Source organism: Rhizobium sp. 1399, assembly GCF_031455475.1.
Lineage (GTDB): Bacteria > Pseudomonadota > Alphaproteobacteria > Rhizobiales > Rhizobiaceae > Rhizobium.
On sequence record NZ_JAVDSU010000005.1, the window covers coordinates 237,464 to 255,017 of the forward strand.

Below are 17,554 nucleotides of genomic sequence, written 5' to 3' on the forward strand. Positions count from 1 at the left end.
AATGATCAAGTCCGTTCCCACCACGCCCTATCAGGACCAGAAACCCGGCACCTCAGGTTTGCGCAAGAAGGTTCCCGTCTTCCAGCAGCCGAACTATGCGGAGAACTTCATCCAGTCGATCTTCGATTCGCTGGAAGGCTATCAGGGCAAGTGCCTGGTCATCGGCGGCGACGGACGCTACTACAACCGCGAAGTCATCCAGAAGGCGATCAAGATGGCCGCTGCCAATGGCTTCGGCAAGGTCATGGTGGGCAAGGGCGGCATTCTTTCGACGCCCGCAGCCTCTCACATCATCCGCAAGTACAAGGCCTTCGGCGGCATCATCCTCTCGGCCAGCCATAACCCCGGCGGCCCGACCGAAGACTTCGGCATCAAGTACAATGTCAACAATGGCGGCCCGGCCCCGGAAAAGATCACCGACGCGATCTTTGCCCGCTCCAAGGCGATCGAGAGCTACAAGATCGCCGACTTCGCCGACGTCAATATCGACCGCATCGGCAAGGAAGAGCTCCCGGGCGGCATGATCCTCTCGGTCATCGACCCGGTAGAGGACTATGCCGCGTTGATGGAAGAACTCTTCGATTTCGGCGCAATCCGCAATCTTATCAGCCTTGGCTTTCGCATCGCCTTCGATGCCATGAGTGCTGTTACCGGCCCCTATGCCAAGGAAATCTTCGAGAGCCGTCTCGGCGCGCCCTCCGGCTCCGTTCGCAATTTCATGCCGCTCCCGGATTTCGGCGGCCATCATCCGGACCCGAACCTCGTTCATGCAAAGGAACTCTATGACGAGATGATGGGTGAGGATGCGCCCGATTTCGGCGCTGCGTCCGACGGCGACGGCGACCGCAATCTCATCATCGGCCGCGGCATCTTCGTCACCCCGTCCGACAGTCTTGCAATCCTCGCTGCCAATGCCAACCTGGCGCCCGGCTATTCCGGCGGCCTCGCCGGCATTGCCCGCTCCATGCCGACATCGGGCGCGGCAGACCGTGTGGCGGAAAAGCGCGGCATCGGCATCTACGAGACCCCGACCGGCTGGAAATTCTTCGGCAACTTGCTCGACGCAGGCATGGCGACGATCTGCGGTGAAGAAAGCGCCGGTACCGGATCCAACCATGTCCGCGAAAAGGATGGCCTCTGGGCCGTTCTGCTTTGGCTGAACGTCCTGGCCGTCCGCGGCGAGAGCGTGCAGGAAATCGTCACCCAGCACTGGCAGACTTACGGCCGCAACTACTACTCCCGCCATGATTATGAAGGTGTCGACAGCGATGCCGCAAACAGTCTGGTCGACAATCTGCGCAGCCAGCTTTCCACATTGCCCGGCAAGACCTTCGGCGATCTGACAGTCGAGAAGGCTGACGATTTCGCCTATCACGATCCTGTCGACAAGTCGGTCAGCGAACATCAGGGTATTCGCGTCCTTTTCCAGGGCGGCTCCCGCGTCGTCTTCCGCCTTTCCGGCACCGGCACGTCTGGCGCAACCCTGCGCGTCTATATCGAACGCTATGAGCCGGATTCGACTCGCCATAATATCGAAACGCAGGAAGCGCTCGCCGATCTGATCGCGGCCGCCGAAAGCATCGCCAACATTCGTGATCGCACGGGACGCAACGAGCCGACCGTGATCACCTGATCCCGGGGGGCATATGGGGGGCAACAGTTCCGCACAGGGCGGTGCCATCGTCTTTAAAACTGGCGTGGAGTTCGCCGTCTGGTCGCATCATGCAGCGCAGGTTGATCTCTGCCTCTTCGACGATGACGGCAAGGAATATGCGAGGCTCCCCATGGCCCGCGACAACGACCACGTCTTCCGTCTTTTCGTCGATGGATTGAAGGAAGGCGCGCGCTACGGCTACCGCGCCGACGGCATTTACGCTCCGGATAACGGCCTGTGGTTCGACCCATCGAAACTGCTGATCGATCCCTATGCCAAGGCGGTCGATGGGCCTTTCCATTACGACCCGCGGCTCGGCATCTTCGGCGAAGATACGCAGCACCTGATCCCGAAGTCGGTCGTCACCAAAGACGCGCCCCTCAAAAGCCGCATGCCGCTCTTCAAACCGGGCGGCTTTATTTATGAGGTGGCGGTCAAGCCCTTCACCATCCTGCATCCGGACGTGCCGGAAGCTCAGCGCGGCACAGTCGCCGCTCTGGCCCATCCCTCCGTAATCACTCACCTGAAGCGCATCGGCGTCGATGCCGTCGAGCTGATGCCGATCACCGCCTGGATCGACGAGCGGCATCTGCCGCCGCTCGGTCTGACGAACGGCTGGGGCTACAATCCTGTTGCCTTCATGGCACTGGATCCGCGTATCGTGCCGGGTGGCATCGCAGAGCTCAGCGAAACAGTGGCGAAGCTGCATGAGGAAGGCATCGCCGTCATCCTCGACCTTGTTTTCAACCATACGGGCGAAAGCGACCGATACGGCGCGACGCTGTCGCTGCGCGGTATCGATAATCTCAGCTACTACCGTCACGTAGCGGACCGGCCATCCGTGCTCGTCAACGATACCGGCACCGGCAATACGGTTGCCTGCGACCATCCCTACGTCCAGCGGCTCATCATCGACAGCTTGCGCCATTTCGTCCGCAATGCCGGCATCGACGGCTTCCGTTTCGACCTCGCTCCCGTTCTCGGCCGCACAGCAAACGGCTTCGACCGCAACGGCACTCTGGCCGCGATCCTCGCCGATGACCTGCTCGCCGATCGCATCATGATCGCCGAACCTTGGGATATCGGCCCAAGCGGCTATCAGCTCGGCAATTTCCCGGCACCCTTCCTGGAGTGGAACGACCGTGCCCGCGATGACGTCAGGTGCTACTGGCGTGGCGATGGCTGGAAGACGGGTTCGCTCGCAACCGTGCTGGCCGGCTCGTCGAACATCTTCTCAGCCAATGGCGGGACAGAGACCCGCAGCGTCAATTTCCTCGCCGCCCATGACGGTTTCACGCTCATCGACCTCGTGTCCTATAGCGGCAAGCACAATGAGGCGAACGGCGAGAACAATCGCGACGGCCACAACGAGAACCATTCCTGGAACAACGGCGTCGAAGGTGAAACCGCCTATCCCGTCATCCGGGAACGCCGCAAGGCCGATGTCATGGCGCTCATCTCCACCCTCTTTGCCAGCCGCGGCAGCGTGATGCTGACGGCCGGCGACGAGGGCGGCCGCACGCAGCACGGCAACAACAACGCCTATTGCCAGGACAACGAGATCACCTGGGTCGACTGGAAGCTGCTGGACGAAGACCTGATCGCCCATACCGCCTTCGTCGCCACGCTTCGCCGCCGTTTCTCGGTCTTCTCCGACCTGGCCTTCTTTTCCGGTAACGGCGATGTGGAGTGGATTTCGCTCGCCGGCGAGCCGATGACAACAAGCGAATGGGAAACGCCCTCGCTCTCCACCCTCGGCATGGTGCTTGCAACGCACGATCGTTCCAACAGCAAAGAGACCCGCCTCGCCGTGCTCTTCAACCGCTCCGAACAGCATCAACTCTTCACGCTTCCCTCAGCCGGCGAAGCAAACTGGCGCCAGCTTCTGCCGGATGGCGCACGGAAAGTCGGTGGTCGCGCCACCGTTGAGCCGCGTTCGGTTGCCTATTTCGTGGAAAATTGATCCACGAAACCCGCGAGTACGAATCGTTATCGCAATCGTCACGAATGCGCGATAAGGCTTGCGGCTGCGGCTTTTTACGAGGAATGCATGGTCATGGAAATTTCGCTCTCGGATGTCCGGGGGCTGGTTGGCACGGAAACAGGATTGTCTGACTGGATCCTCGTCGATCAGAAGATGATTGATGCCTTTGCCGAGGCAACCGGCGACCATCAGTTCATTCACGTCGATCCTGTTCGCGCAGCAGCCGAAAGTCCCTTCGGCGGAACCATCGCTCACGGCTTCCTGACACTCTCGCTGCTGTCGACGATGAATTACAATTGCCTGCCCAAGGTGCGTGAGCAGACGATGGGCATCAATTACGGCTTCGACAAAGTCCGCTTCATGTCGCCGGTCAAAAGCGGCACCCGCATCCGCGGCCACTTCGTGCTCTCGGACGCCCGCTTCCGCGGCGCCGGCATGCTGATGACGACCTATGATGTCTCGATCGAAATCGAGAACGAAAAGAAGCCGGCGCTCACCACCCGCTGGATCACCATCATCCAGTTTGACCCGAAAGACCGGCCGGAAGACGTTTAAGGTCCTTTGCGGGCCTTAATGGCTTGCGTCCTCGGCGCCTTCGGCGAGCAGCCCGAAGACATAATCCGAAAATGACCGCCAGCATTCCACTCGGAACGTATCCTCCTCGCTGCGGAAGAGCACGATCTCGACTTTGCCGAAGATCGTCCGCGAGCAAGCGCCCACCGGGAAAATTTCCAGAGAGAGGTCCTGCGGGCAGCCGGCGGACAGCGTCGCCTCCGCACCCGGTCCGGAAACAATGATTCCGACATTGCGGTGAGAGACATCGACCGCCGAATGCAGGACATCAGCGCCGGAAAGAAGCGCCGGAAGATCCGAACCAGCCTCGTCAATTACGAGCCATTCGTCCGGACCGAGCCAGAGCGCCGAACGCCCCCCGGCACGGCCGGAGGTCTTGGGTGATGCCGGCAAAGTCAGTCCCAATGCGGAAGAGAGCGCCGATACGGATTCAGCCGGCGCACGCAGCGAAAGGCGGCTTGCGACCGGTGCCACCGTCAGGCGCACCGTCGCCGAACCAGCAAGGAGACCAGAGAGAGCCGGTTTGCGAATTGCGACCTCAGCCATGGATACGGCCTCCTTCCTTGTCAAAGAACACCAGATCCGTCACCTCGACCGGAATGGTCCGGTCCGGCATCGGCACATAGAGCGTTTCGCCCACGAGATTGCGGCCACCTTCAACCAGTGCAAAGGCGATCGAGCGACCACAATTCTCAGACCAGTAGGCCGATGTCACGTGACCGAGCATCGTCATCGGCTTAGGCTGGTTCGGGTTGGCGACGATCTGCGCGCCCTCTTCGAGCACCAGCTTCGCGTCCTTCGTCGCAAGACCGACGAGTTGCTTGCGGCCGTCCTTGACAAGATCGGGCCGCTTCAGCCCGCGAATACCAACGAAATCCGCCTTCTTCTTCGAGACAGCCCAGGAGAGCCCGGCGTCATCAGGCGTCACCGTACCATCCGTATCCTGGCCGACGATGATATAGCCCTTTTCGGCGCGCAGCACATGCATGGTCTCGGTGCCGTAGACACAAGCGCCGAGTGGCTCGGCATTGGCCCAGACTGCCTCCAGTACCGACTGGCCATAGTCGGCGGGCACATTGATTTCAAAGCCCGTCTCGCCGGTAAAGGAGACACGGAAGAGACGTGCCGGAATACCTGCCACCTTACACTCGGCGACACTCATGTGCGGGAAGGCTTCGTTGGATATATCAAGCCCTTCGACCAGCGGCGCCACGATATCGCGCGCCTTTGGCCCCTGCACGGCGATTACAGCCCACTGCTCGGTCACCGAGGTCAGCCACACCTTCAGATGCGGGAATTCCGTCTGCAAGTAGTCTTCCATGTGGTTGAGAACACGCGGCGCCCCGCCGGTCGTGGTCGTCACATGGAAACGGTCATCGGAGAGACGGCCGACGACGCCGTCGTCATAAACGAAGCCGTCTTCGCGCAGCATGATGCCGTAGCGGCATTTGCCTGGTTTCAGCGTGTCCCAGGCATTGGTGTACATGAGGTTCATGAATTCGGCGGCATCGGGTCCGACGATCTCGATCTTGCCGAGCGTCGAGGCGTCGAAGATACCGGCAACGTCGCGCGCCGTGCGGCATTCGCGGGCAACGGCCTGATGCATCGTTTCGCCGGCGCGCGGATAAAACCAGGCGCGCTTCCAGTTGCCGACATCTTCGAAGACTGCTCCCTGGCCCTCTTCCCAGGCATGCAGCGGCGTCTTGCGCGTCGGGTCGAACAAGGGCCCACGCGAATGTGCGATCAGCGCTCCGTAAGTCACCGGCGTGTAAGGCGCGCGGAAAGTGGTAAGACCGACCTGCGGAATATCCTTGCCAAGCATTTCGGCAGCGATCGCCAGGCCATGCATGTTGGAAAGCTTGCCCTGGTCGGAAGCCATGCCGTTCGTCGTGAAGCGCTTGATATGCTCGATCGAATGCATGCCCTCGCGCACCGCAAGGCGGATGTCCTTGGCGCAGACATCGTGCTGGAAGTCGATGAATGCCTTGGCATTCGTCTCCGGCCCCGCACCTTCGGCAGCACCAATCATGCCACCCGTCCAGTCGAAGGCCTGCTCGACAGAAATGCCGATCTTGCTGCCCGCCTGTCTGCCGACGGCCTGCGCCATCAGCTCGCCGGCGGCAAGCGATTCCTCGACGGTCTGCTGCAGACCATCAGTGCCATTGCAGGCGCCGACGGAAAGGCAGTCCTGCGCATAGGTGCCGGGCAGGAAACGCTGCGTCTCGGCATCGAAGGCAACCTTGCCCCGCGACTGGGAGAAGAGATGCACGGAGGGTGTCCATCCAGCGCAGACCAGCAGCGCATCGACGGCGATCTTGCGTGGTGATGCGCCGCCGTTGCGCGCGACCGTCATCGACGAGATGCGCAGCGCACCCGACGTATTGACGACCGACTGACCGGTCAGCACATCGATGCCGAGCGTACGGGCTTCGGCCAATACTGCTGCACCCGGCGCCTGTCTACTATCGACGATCGCAGCGATCGAAACACCCGCCCGCTTTAGGTCAAAGGCCACCTCGTAGGCTGAATCGTGCGCAGTATAGATGCCGACCTTCTGGCCGACCGCAACGCCGTAATGATTGAGATACATCCGCCCGGCCGAAGCGAGCATGATGCCCGGCCGGTCATTGTTCGGAAACACCATGTGCCGTTCGATGGCGCCGGTCGCCAGGATGACGCGCTTGGCGCGGACCTGCCACAGCCGTTCGCGCGGCAGATCGCGGCCGGGGCGGGCGATATGATCCGTGACGCGTTCGACGAGGCCGATGAAATTATGGTTGTAGTAGCCGAAGGCCGTGGTTCGGGTCAGGACCTCCACGTTCTCCATCGCCTTCAGGCGTGCAAGGGTCTTCTGCACCCAGGCGTAACCATCAAGCTCATCCACTTTCACGCCGGCATCGAAGCGCAATGCGCCACCGGCTTCCGCCTGCTCGTCGCAGAGGATGATTTTTGCTCCGGCTTCCGCAGCAGCCAACGCTGCCGAAAGGCCGGCAATGCCGGCACCGACGACAAGCACGTCGCAATGGGCATAACGGCTGGCATAGTGGTCGGGATCGTCTTCCGTGGGCGCGACGCCAAGGCCGGCAGCACGGCGGATCATCGGCTCGTATACGCGCTTCCACGCGGCCCGTGGCCACATGAATGTCTTGTAGTAGAAGCCCGCTGCGAAGAAGGGCGAGAACAAGTTGTTGACCGCGCCGACATCGAAGGAAAGCGAAGGCCAACGGTTCTGCGACTTCACGATCATGCCGTCGAAGACTTCCTGCACGGTTGCCCGCACATTCGGCTGCTTACGGGCGCTGTCGCGCGCAACATCAATCAGCGCATTCGGCTCCTCGGCTCCGGCCGAAAGAATCCCGCGCGGGCGATGATATTTGAACGAACGGCCGACAAGATGCACACCATGGGCAATCAAGGCCGAAGCAACAGTATCGCCTTCGAGCGCTGTATAGCTCTTGCCGTCGAAGGTGAAACGCGCGGTTTTGGCGGGCGTCAGCCGGCCCTTGCCGGCAATACGGTTCGCGCCGCTCATTGGGCCTCTCCTTCAACTGCTTCGTAGGTCTCGACCGGCGCATGCGGCTTGGCCGCAGTCCCGATAGCAGGCTTCGGTTCGCCTGCCTTATAGGTCATGATGAACTTGTCGCTGATAGTATCGCGCGCCGCGTTGAAGAAGCGCCCGCAGCCGTGCATGTGCCGCCAGCGCTCGAAGATCAGGCCTTTCGGATTGTCGCGCAGGAAGAAATATTCCTCGAACTGCTCGTCAGAGATTGAGGCGATATTGGCCGGTCGAACGATGTGGGCGTCACCGGCACCACGGAACTCGAGCTCGGAGCGCTCTTCCTGACAGTAAGGGCAATAGATCAGCAGCATGTCGTCCTCCTGTCAGTGCGCGACGGCGGCAGCCGCCGCCTCGTCAATCAGCCGACCGGAGCGGAACCGCTCCAGCGTCAGCCCGGCATTGAACTTGTGCACCTCGTCGCGGGCGATCAGATGGGCGAAGAGATTGGCCGAACCCGGTGTCGCCTTGAAGCCGCCAGTACCCCAGCCGCAATTGACGTAGAGCCCGGGAACAGGCGTCTTCGACTGGATGGCCGAACGGTCCGGCGTATTGTCGACGATACCGCCCCACTGGCGCATCATCTTCACGCGGCGGAACATCGGGAAAAGCTCGCAAATGGCGTCGAGCGTATGCGTGATGATCTGCAGGCCACCAGTCTGGGAGTAGGAATTATACTGGTCCGTACCCGCTCCGATGACGAGTTCACCCTTGTCAGACTGCGAGATATAGGCATGCACCGTGTTCGACATGACGACGCAGGGAAAGATCGGCTTCAGCGGCTCGGAAACCAGTGCCTGCAGCGGGCTCGACTGCAGCGGCACGCGTACGTCCGCCATCTTCATGATTGTTGTCGTGTGGCCGGCAGCCGACACGCCAATCTTCTTCGCGCCGATGAAGCCTCTGTTGGTCTCGACGCCGGTGACCCGACCGTCCGGGCCACGGCGAATGCCGGTGACTTCGCAATTCTGGATGATGTGCACACCGCGGTCTGACGCCGCACGTGCATAACCCCAGGCAACCGCATCGTGACGCGCCGTGCCGCCGCGGCGCTGCAAGGCGGCGCCATTGATCGGGTAGCGGGCCGTCGCCGAAATATCGAGCGGCGGACAGTAGGCCTTGGCCTGCTCGGGTGTCAGCCATTCATTGTCGATGCCGTAGAGCCGGTTGGCATGGATATGCCGCTTGAAGCTCTGCATGTCATGCACATTGTGCGACAGCATCATCACGCCGCGCGGCGAATACATGACATTGTAATTGAGCTCCTGCGACAGCCCTTCCCAGAGCTTCATCGAATGCTCGTAAATGTGCATGCTCTCTTCATAGAGATAGTTGGAGCGGATGATCGTGGTGTTGCGGCCGGTATTGCCGCCGCCTAGCCAGCCCTTTTCCAGCACCGCCACATTGGTGATGCCGTGCTCCTTGGCAAGGTAATAAGCTGCGCCCAGCCCATGACCGCCACCGCCGATGATGATCACGTCATATTCGGGTCGCGGCTCCGGCGAAGTCCACTGCTTTTCCCAGCCCCTGTGCCCGCGCAGAGCCTCCCGCGCTACGGCAAAAACCGAATATTTCCGCATCCGCCATCATCTCCTTCAGGCAAAGGCATTTTCGTCGTGGCCATACAAATCGCAAATCGAATTGCGGCACAACGGTTCTTTTGCGACGTGAAAGAGCTTTTGTTTTGACACGGCGACGGCTGCATCGCGGCGCTTGGCGGCGATCGGCCTTCGCAAATGCGACATAACCCTTTTCTCACCCAACAGGGCAGGCAGAACGGGCCTGCTGGAAATGTTAGTATCCCCTTATGTGGGGTGTACGATGTTGGGTTGGCGTAGCATATGGATCGCGGGCATCTGCTTCGCGCTGTCAGGCGCGTGGCCGGCGTTCGCCGCTGAACCCGTCGGCCAGGCGACTCTCATCAAAACCGAAGTGACGGGACAGGGCGGGCCGATCATCGTCAATGACGAAGTCCACCGCAACGAGCGTATCCGCACCTCCCAATCGGGGCTCGGCCAGTTCATCTTCCGCGACGGCACCAAGCTTGCCGTCGGCTGGGGCTCGTCCGTTGTCATCGATAAATATGTCTACGACGATACCGATTCAGTCAAACGCCTCTCCATCAAGGCGGCCAAGGGTACGTTTCGCTGGGTCAGCGGCAATTCGAAATCCTCGGCTTACCAAATCCAGACGCCGGCGGGCACGATCGGCGTGCGCGGCACTGCTTTCGATTTCTACGTCGGCCCCGACGGTACGACTGCCGTGGTGCTGCTGAATGGCGCGGCGACCTTTTGCGGTCCTGGCGGCTGCCGGCAATTGCAGCAGCGTTGCGATTGCGTCATTGCGCGGCCGAACGGCAACATGACGGATGCTCAGCCTGTCAACCGCAGCGTGCTGCAGAGGCTGGGCAACCAGCGCGCCCTTCCCTTCCTCTCTGGCAATCAGAGTTTAACGGGCGGCCTCGGTCTACTTGGCGGCTGCCGGATGGCCTCGGTCGACCCTGAGCGCAAAGACCGGCTTCGCCAGACACCCCGACCGCGAGATCCGGATCCACAGCCCCAGCAGCAACCACAGAAGCAGGATGCTCCGCCGACGCAGCGGCCAGAAAAACCGCATTACGACAAGCCGCATCATGACAGGCCCCACCATGATAAGCCGGAGCGCGACTGGCATGACAAACACGACGGGCATGGCTGGAGGGACAAGCACGATAGAGACGACCACCATGGCGATCATGGAAGGCCGGACCGGCACGAAGGGTTCGGTCGCCCCGACCGGCACGACGCACCTGACAGGCCGAGCCGCACGGAAAGGGCAGACAACCACCAGGACCGCAGCCATCAGGACAGACCGAGCACGCAGGAAAGAAGCGGAGGCGAAAACCAGACTGCCGGCAACGACCAGAGCGCGGGAAGAGATCGGGATCGTGACCGTAGCCACGATCGGGATCAGAACCGAAATCGAGGCTGGGGCGGAAACGGAAACCGGGACTGGAACCGCAACCGCTGACTGACTATTCGACGGCCTGCTGTTCCGGCAGGCCGATATCCTCCCGAAAATGATCGTTCCTGGCCGATATCCGCTGATAGAATTCCGTGAGGCCGGCCAGAACCTGTACCCCGGCGAGTTTTGCCGCACCGATCAGCTTGCGGCTGTTCCTCGAACGCTCGCGCAAGGCGCCCATTACCTCCTCATGGACGAGATGCAGCGCGCCGAATTCCGGCGAGGCAGCGACCTTCTCATCGCCGACCACGGCAAAGATCTGCGTTCGGCTGCTCTTTCCTTTGAGCGGAATGGCTCCTGCCTCCAAGAGCGCCGCCCCGCTTTGCGCCCGTGCCGTGGTGTCGGAGATCAGGATATCGAAGCCGACGTCCTTGCAGCAGGATTCGATGCGCGCCGCGACATTCACCGCGTCGCCCACCGCCGAATAGTTGAAGCGTGTTTTCGCGCCCATGTTGCCGACACAGGCGAGACCGGTATGGATGCCGATGCCGATCCTCACCTGCTGAGCGCTGCCGAAACCGAAGGCGTCATGGGCATTGAGCTCAGCTAGGGTCTCCCGCATGGCGAGCGCCGCCCGCAGCGCCTTTGCCGCATGATCCGAAACATCGACCGGCGCATTCCAGAATGCCATGATGGAATCGCCGATGAATTTGTCGAGCGTTCCCTCGTTCCCGACAACATGACGGCTCAGCGCATCGAGCAGCGTATTGAGAAACTGGACGACGGCGGTCGGCGTCAGCCTTTCGCTGATCTCGGTGAAATTGCGCACATCGACGAACATCATGGTGAGCTCGCGCTCGTCCCCGCCAAGCTTCAGCGCATCGGGCGTATGCTCGATCCTGTGGAGCAGCGAAGGCGAGAGGTAATGGCCGAAGGCGCGCCGCACCTCCCGCCGCTCCCTGTCGATGACGAGGATGCGGAACGATGTCGCCGCGAAATGCGTGATGGAGCCGCTGATAATAGGCGCCAGCGGATCGAACAGCAGACCGGCATAAAGAAAGCACAGCCACGAAGCGGCAAGCGCCATCGCGGTGATCGCCAGGCCACAGACCAGCGCCACTGCCGGACTGACGAAGGTCGTTATGATGACGAGCAGGAAGCCAACTACGGCGATAGACAGGATCTCCAGCCCGTCGGCCCAGTCCGGCCGTGACAAGTAGCGGCCCGAAAGGATCTGCTCGACAGTCTGTGCCTGCAGCGAAACACCCGGCACATTTTCTCCGAGAGCGGTGGCGCGAATGTCCTGCAGCCCGACAGCCGAGGTGCCGATGAAGATGATGCTACCTTCGACTTGGGCAGCGACATCAGGGGCCACGCCACCGGCAGCAAGGACTTTTCCGGCCGAGATATAGCGCTCTGCCCGGTTCGGCGTCACATAAAGCCAGATCTCTCCGGCAGCCGTCAGCGGAACGATGAAATCGCCGATCTTCGCAGAGGTGATGATCCCTGCCCGGTCGGGTGCGCCGGCCAGCACATAGGTCGAGGCACCCTGCGCGACCCGCAACGCTTCGATCGCAAGATTGGGATAAAACTGCTCTCCGTCGCTAAGGAACAGTGGCACTGCGCGGACCACCGATGACGAGCTGCGGGGATTGAGACTGACATGGCCAAGCCCTGCGGCATTCGCCTCCAGCCCCGGCCGGAGCGGTGTCGAAGCACCAAGATGCGGAGGTGCCGACAGCGGACTCTCGCCGATAAAGGCAAAGCCGGCTTTTACCGGCGGCTTGTAATTGCCTTCGTTGGAAAGCCCGAAGCCGAGAACGACTGGCTTTCCTTCGATCGATTGCGCGAATATCTCGTCATTGTCAGGCAATTGCGCCGCAAGCGATGGATCGACGCCCTCCACCTCCTGGATGACATTACGCGGCGACATCCGGTCGGGCTCGGCAAAGATGACGTCGAAGGCGATGGCCGCCGCTCCCATATCCGAGAGACGCCGGACCAGCATTGCCAGCCTGTCGCGGGGCCAAGGCCACTGGCCGAACTCCCGCAGGGAAGCCTCGTCGATATCGACGACTCTGACGGGCATGGCCTCAAAGCTGCGCGGCACAAGGCGCTGATATTCGTCGAAGGTAACGTCGCGAACCTGCCTGAGCACCGGCGGATCGCTTGCCCGGAACATCGTGAGCGCAGCCACGATGACGAGGCCGATCAGGACACCGATCTGCTGCAAACGCGTCATGCTTCCGTCGAAGTCCCTTACAAGCGCACCAAAGCCTTCCTGTCCGCCGGCAGGCTACGCTTGTTTGATGCCAAAGACTATTCGTTCATGCTCAGAAGCTGAAAAACCGTGTGAAATATGGCTGTCGGTTCCGCCCAAGCATTTTCGCTCCGGTGTAACAGCAACACAGTAAGCAATTACTTCCAGATTTGGCCAACCGTTGCGGCCAGACTTTCCAGCTTCGGCCTTGCCGCGCATGCGACGAAATGTTTTTCTCCTTCAGGGGATTTAACAATTCGATCATTGTCGAAGGGATGAGCCATGGCAGATCCGCAAGGAGAGACCACGGCAAGAACTGCGGAAAACTCGGACTCTGCCGCCCGCAGAAGCGGCTATTGGCTGATCGCCGTCGTGCTGGCGATGCTGGCGGGGCTGCCCCTTGCCGTCTGGCTTGATATCAGCGACCTCTCCGAAAGTGCGCTGCGCCGGCAGGCGCGGGACATGAGTTCGCTCGTCACCAGCATACGCTCCTATTATTCAGCGAATGTCGTCGGCAGAGTGCTCGCCGCCCATCAGGCGGGCGATGTCAGCGGCACGGTCGTCTCACACAACTATGCCAATATTCCAGGCGCCATTCCGCTGCCCGCCACGCTTTCGCTGGAACTCGGCGACGTCATCAAGGAGCAGCAGGCCAACATCACCTATCGCTTCCTCTCCGACCTGCCCTTCAAGAATCGCGCGCCTCACGATCTCGACCATTTCGAAACGGCATCACTCGCATCCTTGCGCGCCAACTCCAGCCAAACGCTGACCGACCTCACCCGCGTCGGATTTACAGATACACTGCGGCTTATCACGCCTGTGATCATGGGCCAGGCTTGCGTCGCCTGTCACAACACTCATCCTGAAAGCCCGAAGAAGGATTGGAAGGTAGGCGATGTGCGCGGCATTCAGGAAGTCATCATCCGCCAGCCCTATGCGAGCAACGTTCTCGCCTTCAAATATCTGCTCTGCTATTTCTTCTTCGTCGCCATCATCGGCATCAGCTTCATTGTTCTGCAGCGCCAGCAGACACGCGTCATCCACAGTGCCAACCGCGATCTTGAAGCGGCTAACGAATTCCTCGCCAGCGTTTCCCTAAAGATTTCCCGCTATCTCTCGCCGCAGATCTACAAGAGCATCTTCAGCGGCCAGAAGGATGTGGTCGTCCATACCGAGCGAAAGCGCCTGACGATCTTCTTCTCCGACATCAAGGATTTCACCGCCACGACCGAGCGTCTGCAGCCGGAAGCACTGACGGAAATGCTGAACGAATATTTGACCGAAATGTCCACGATTGCGCTCAAACATGGCGGCACGGTGGACAAGTTCATAGGCGATGCCATGCTGGTCTTCTTCGGCGATCCGGAAACCAAGGGAGCAGAAGAAGATGCCAAGGCTTGTCTGCGCATGGCAGTCGACATGCAACGCCGGCTCGGCGAACTGAAAGAGAGATGGCGCCGGAACGGCACGGAAGAGCCCTTCGTGGTGCGCATGGGAATTAATAGCGGCTATTGCAACGTCGGCAATTTCGGCAGCAGTGACCGCATGGACTATACGATCATCGGTGCCGAAGCGAACCTCGCCGCACGCCTGCAATCGATCGCCCAGGGTGGGGAGGTCGTCATCAGCTACGAAACCTATGCGCTGGTGAAAGATATTGTTGATGCCCATCCTTTGCCGCCGATTACCATGAAGGGCATCCAGCGGGAGATCGTACCCTACGCCGTGGACGGACTGATGCTCGGCGCCGATCACAAGAGCCGCGTTCTCAGCGAACATCTGGCCGGACTGGACCTGCATCTGGACACGGCTCGGCTTGAGCCAGCGGATCGCTCCCGTGTTATCGCCGCGCTGAAGGAAGCGATCGCAGCTCTGGACGAAACGAAACCCGAGAAGGCACGCTCCTAGCTCCGTACAGGCATGGGCGGGATTTTTCCGCCCGATCGCATATCCCTTCTGGACTTCATTCCGTCGATCTGATATTTCGCAACACCAATCGCAAGGCCGCGGCCGCGCGAACGTTATTTTTTTGCCCCAGGCGCTGCGCCGCCTTTCGGCATTAACCAAACCAAAGGAACGTGATTCTCGTGCAGGTACTTGTCCGCGATAACAATGTTGACCAGGCTCTCCGCGCTCTCAAGAAGAAGATGCAGCGCGAAGGTATTTTTCGCGAAATGAAGATGCGCGACTACTACGAAAAGCCGTCGCAGAAGCGTGCTCGCGAGAAGGCTGAGGCTGTTCGTCGTGTTCGCAAGCTGGCCCGCAAGCGCGCTCAGCGCGAAGGTCTGGTTGCAGCACGCTGAGGCGGTGCCGTCGTTTTTTCGACGTTTTCAGGTGCATGTGTGGCGGGGGCGATCAGTGTCGCCGCCGCCTTTTTAATTTTTTGCCGCTGAAGATTGCATATCCGTTTGTCCGGATATGATGCATGGGGAAAGCGAGCCCGAATGGCTGTCATAACCTTCAATCCGTCCCGCTCTTTGCGTTCGCAGAAATCGGTCATGCTTGTCTCGCTGGCGCTTGCCGCCGCGCTCGGCCTTGCCGGTTGTGAAACGACCAACACCTCGGATGCCGTGATCCGCATCGACAAGGCACAGGGCTCGCAGGAAAACATCGCTTCGCTGACCGGCGTCATCAACGCCAATCCGCGCGATCCGGAAGGCTACAATGTTCGCGGCTCCGCCTATGGTCGCGGCGGCGAATTCCGCAAAGCGCTTGACGACTTCAACACCGCGCTGCAGATCAACCCGCGCTTCTTCCAGGCCTATGCCAACCGTGCGCTGGTCTACCGCAACATGGGCCAACAGGCCCAGGCGATCGCCGATTACAATGCCGCCCTGCAGATCAATCCGAGCTATGACGTCGCCTATATCGGTCGCGGCAATGTCTACCGCATGGCCGGCCAGGACGATCAGGCTTTCAATGATTTCTCAAAAGCGATTCAGCTCGGCACGACCGATGGTCGCGCCTATCACAATCGCGGTCTGATCTATCAGAAGCGTAATCAGCAGGACAAGGCGATCGACGACTTCTCCAAGGCGATCTCGCTGTCGCCGAATTCACCCGAGCCCTATAACGGCCGCGGCATTTCCTATATCGCGCTGAATGACAACGACAACGCATTCGCCGACTTCAACCACGCGATCGAGCTCAACGGCAACCTCGCCGAATCCTGGGCAAACCAGGCTCTCGTCTATGAGCGCCGTGGTGAGAAGGACAAGGCAATCCGCTCCTACCGCCACGCTGTCGGCCTCGATCCGAAATACCAGCCGGCCCGGGATGGACTTGCCCGCGTCGGCGGCACCACCGGTTGACGGATAACGGAAAGAGGTGGCGACGATGACAGCGAAACCGCATGTGATCGTCGTCGGCGCCGGCATCATCGGTGCCTCGATTGCCTGGCATCTCACACACAAGGGTGCAGCAGTCACCGTCGTTGGCGAAGAACTCGGCGGCGTGGCGACACCCTGCTCTTTTGCCTGGATCAATGCGAGCTGGGGCAATCCCGAATTCTATTTCCATTTTCGCCGTCGGGCGATGGCCGAATGGAAGCGACTGGCACGGGAACTGCCCGGCCTGCCGCTCGCCTGGTGCGGCGGTCTCTGCTGGGATAGGCCGGCGGCAGCTCTCGAAGCCTATGCCGATGAACATGGCCGCTGGGGCTACGGTATCAGCCGGCTGAACCGGGAAGAAAGCGCGCTGCTCGAACCCGGCCTTGGCGAATATCCGGATTTCGCCCTCTATATCGCAGAAGAAGGTGCGGCGGAGCCTGTTGCCGCCGCACGTTTGATGCTTGCTGATGCCGAGGCACATGGCGCGACATTCGTTCATGCCACGGTCAACGGTCTGTTGCAGAGTGCCGGACGAATCGTCGGGCTTGTCACGTCGGAAGGCATGTTCGAAGCCGATCATGTCGTGCTGGCCGCAGGTGCAGGCTCAGTTCCGATCGCCGCCTCAGCGGGGATCACATTGCCGCTGTCCGCACCGGCCGGCCTGATCGTGCACTCCCGTCCTGTCTCGAAGCGGTTGAACGGCCTCGTCATGACACCGCAGCTGCATATGCGCCAGACGGCGGAAGGCCGTATCATCGCCGGCTCGGATTTCGGTGGCGGCGATCCCGGTGAAGATCATCAGGCAAGTGCAGCGGAACTCTTCGCACGCGTGAAAGCGATGATCATAGACAATGCCGATCTGAAGTTCGATTTTTTCACAGTCGGCTATCGCCCGACACCGGCTGATGGTTTTCCCATCATCGGCAATGCGGGCCTGCCGGGTCTCTATGTCACGGTCATGCACTCCGGTGTCACGCTTGCTCCGCTTGCGGGCCTTCTTGCTGCCGACGAGCTTCTGTCAGGCAAGAGTGACGAAAGCCTCATGCCCTTCCGGTTGCAGCGCTTCACCGACGCAGAATAGTCCATAAAAAATTGACGATTTTGCACCTGACTATTTTAGTAGGTTGCAACCAAATGCCCCGCCCCCTAACATGATCCCGCTTTGATAGCGGGCTATTGGGCGGTACGAAATGTAAGGGGCGTTTGCGAGCGATGCGGATTCTTGCTTTCGTTAGACTCTGCGAAACCGAGC

13 protein-coding genes are annotated in these 17,554 nt (G+C 60.6%); 8 read left to right on the forward strand and 5 right to left on the reverse strand.

Annotated features, from left to right (window positions below):
* Nucleotide 1: 1 nt before the first annotated feature.
* The 3 genes from J2X71_RS18555 (at nt 2) to J2X71_RS18565 (ending at nt 4,193) form a co-directional block, all read left to right on the forward strand.
* Nucleotides 2-1,633, forward strand: a complete 1,632-nt coding sequence (locus J2X71_RS18555) for an alpha-D-glucose phosphate-specific phosphoglucomutase (RefSeq protein ID WP_310383683.1) — start codon at nt 2-4, stop codon at nt 1,631-1,633.
* Nucleotides 1,634-1,646: 13 nt separating this feature from the next.
* Nucleotides 1,647-3,617 (forward strand): glycogen debranching protein GlgX, encoded by a 1,971-nt coding sequence (gene glgX, locus J2X71_RS18560; RefSeq protein ID WP_310383684.1) that lies wholly within the window; start codon nt 1,647-1,649, stop codon nt 3,615-3,617.
* 87 nt (nt 3,618-3,704) lie between these two features.
* The gene (locus tag J2X71_RS18565; protein WP_113320958.1) at nt 3,705-4,193 is read left to right on the forward strand and encodes a MaoC family dehydratase; all 489 of its coding nucleotides are present in this window, start codon (nt 3,705-3,707) and stop codon (nt 4,191-4,193) included.
* A 15-nt stretch (nt 4,194-4,208) separates the two neighbouring features.
* On the opposite strand, the gene J2X71_RS18570 is transcribed toward J2X71_RS18565, so the two are convergent.
* From J2X71_RS18570 to J2X71_RS18585, 4 genes are read right to left on the reverse strand one after another with little or no spacing between them, the layout of a single operon-like run.
* Nucleotides 4,209-4,757: a sarcosine oxidase subunit gamma gene (locus J2X71_RS18570; RefSeq protein WP_310383687.1), complete on the reverse strand. Its 549-nt coding sequence runs from the start codon at nt 4,755-4,757 to the stop codon at nt 4,209-4,211.
* The gene (locus tag J2X71_RS18575) at nt 4,750-7,743 is read right to left on the reverse strand and encodes a sarcosine oxidase subunit alpha (protein WP_310383689.1); all 2,994 of its coding nucleotides are present in this window, start codon (nt 7,741-7,743) and stop codon (nt 4,750-4,752) included. Before J2X71_RS18575 ends, J2X71_RS18570 begins: the two co-directional genes overlap by 8 nt.
* Complete coding sequence (locus J2X71_RS18580) at nt 7,740-8,081, reverse strand: sarcosine oxidase subunit delta (protein ID WP_310383690.1); 342 nt, start codon at nt 8,079-8,081, stop codon at nt 7,740-7,742. The genes J2X71_RS18575 and J2X71_RS18580 overlap by 4 nt, the downstream gene beginning before the upstream one ends.
* Before the next feature lie 12 nt (nt 8,082-8,093).
* Entirely contained in the window at nt 8,094-9,347 is a 1,254-nt protein-coding gene (locus J2X71_RS18585) for a sarcosine oxidase subunit beta family protein (RefSeq protein ID WP_113320962.1), read from the reverse strand.
* 241 nt (nt 9,348-9,588) lie between these two features.
* Here J2X71_RS18585 and J2X71_RS18590 point away from each other — a divergent pair, with 241 nt between their 5' ends.
* Nucleotides 9,589-10,776, forward strand: a complete 1,188-nt coding sequence (locus tag J2X71_RS18590) for a FecR domain-containing protein (protein ID WP_310383693.1) — start codon at nt 9,589-9,591, stop codon at nt 10,774-10,776.
* 4 nt (nt 10,777-10,780) lie between these two features.
* Here J2X71_RS18590 and J2X71_RS18595 read toward each other — a convergent pair whose 3' ends face one another.
* Nucleotides 10,781-12,952 (reverse strand): adenylate/guanylate cyclase domain-containing protein, encoded by a 2,172-nt coding sequence (locus J2X71_RS18595; RefSeq protein WP_310383694.1) that lies wholly within the window; start codon nt 12,950-12,952, stop codon nt 10,781-10,783.
* A 300-nt stretch (nt 12,953-13,252) separates the two neighbouring features.
* Here J2X71_RS18595 and J2X71_RS18600 point away from each other — a divergent pair, with 300 nt between their 5' ends.
* From J2X71_RS18600 to J2X71_RS18615, 4 genes are all read left to right on the forward strand, one after another.
* Complete coding sequence (locus J2X71_RS18600; RefSeq protein ID WP_310383696.1) at nt 13,253-14,881, forward strand: adenylate/guanylate cyclase domain-containing protein; 1,629 nt, start codon at nt 13,253-13,255, stop codon at nt 14,879-14,881.
* 179 nt (nt 14,882-15,060) lie between these two features.
* Complete coding sequence (gene rpsU / locus J2X71_RS18605; protein WP_003542939.1) at nt 15,061-15,276, forward strand: 30S ribosomal protein S21; 216 nt, start codon at nt 15,061-15,063, stop codon at nt 15,274-15,276.
* 141 nt (nt 15,277-15,417) lie between these two features.
* The gene (locus J2X71_RS18610; RefSeq protein ID WP_310383717.1) at nt 15,418-16,284 is read left to right on the forward strand and encodes a tetratricopeptide repeat protein; all 867 of its coding nucleotides are present in this window, start codon (nt 15,418-15,420) and stop codon (nt 16,282-16,284) included.
* 25 nt (nt 16,285-16,309) lie between these two features.
* Nucleotides 16,310-17,383 carry an FAD-dependent oxidoreductase gene (locus J2X71_RS18615; RefSeq protein WP_310383720.1) on the forward strand — a complete coding sequence of 358 codons (1,074 nt, stop codon included), beginning with the start codon at nt 16,310-16,312 and terminating at the stop codon, nt 17,381-17,383.
* Nucleotides 17,384-17,554: the final 171 nt, after the last annotated feature.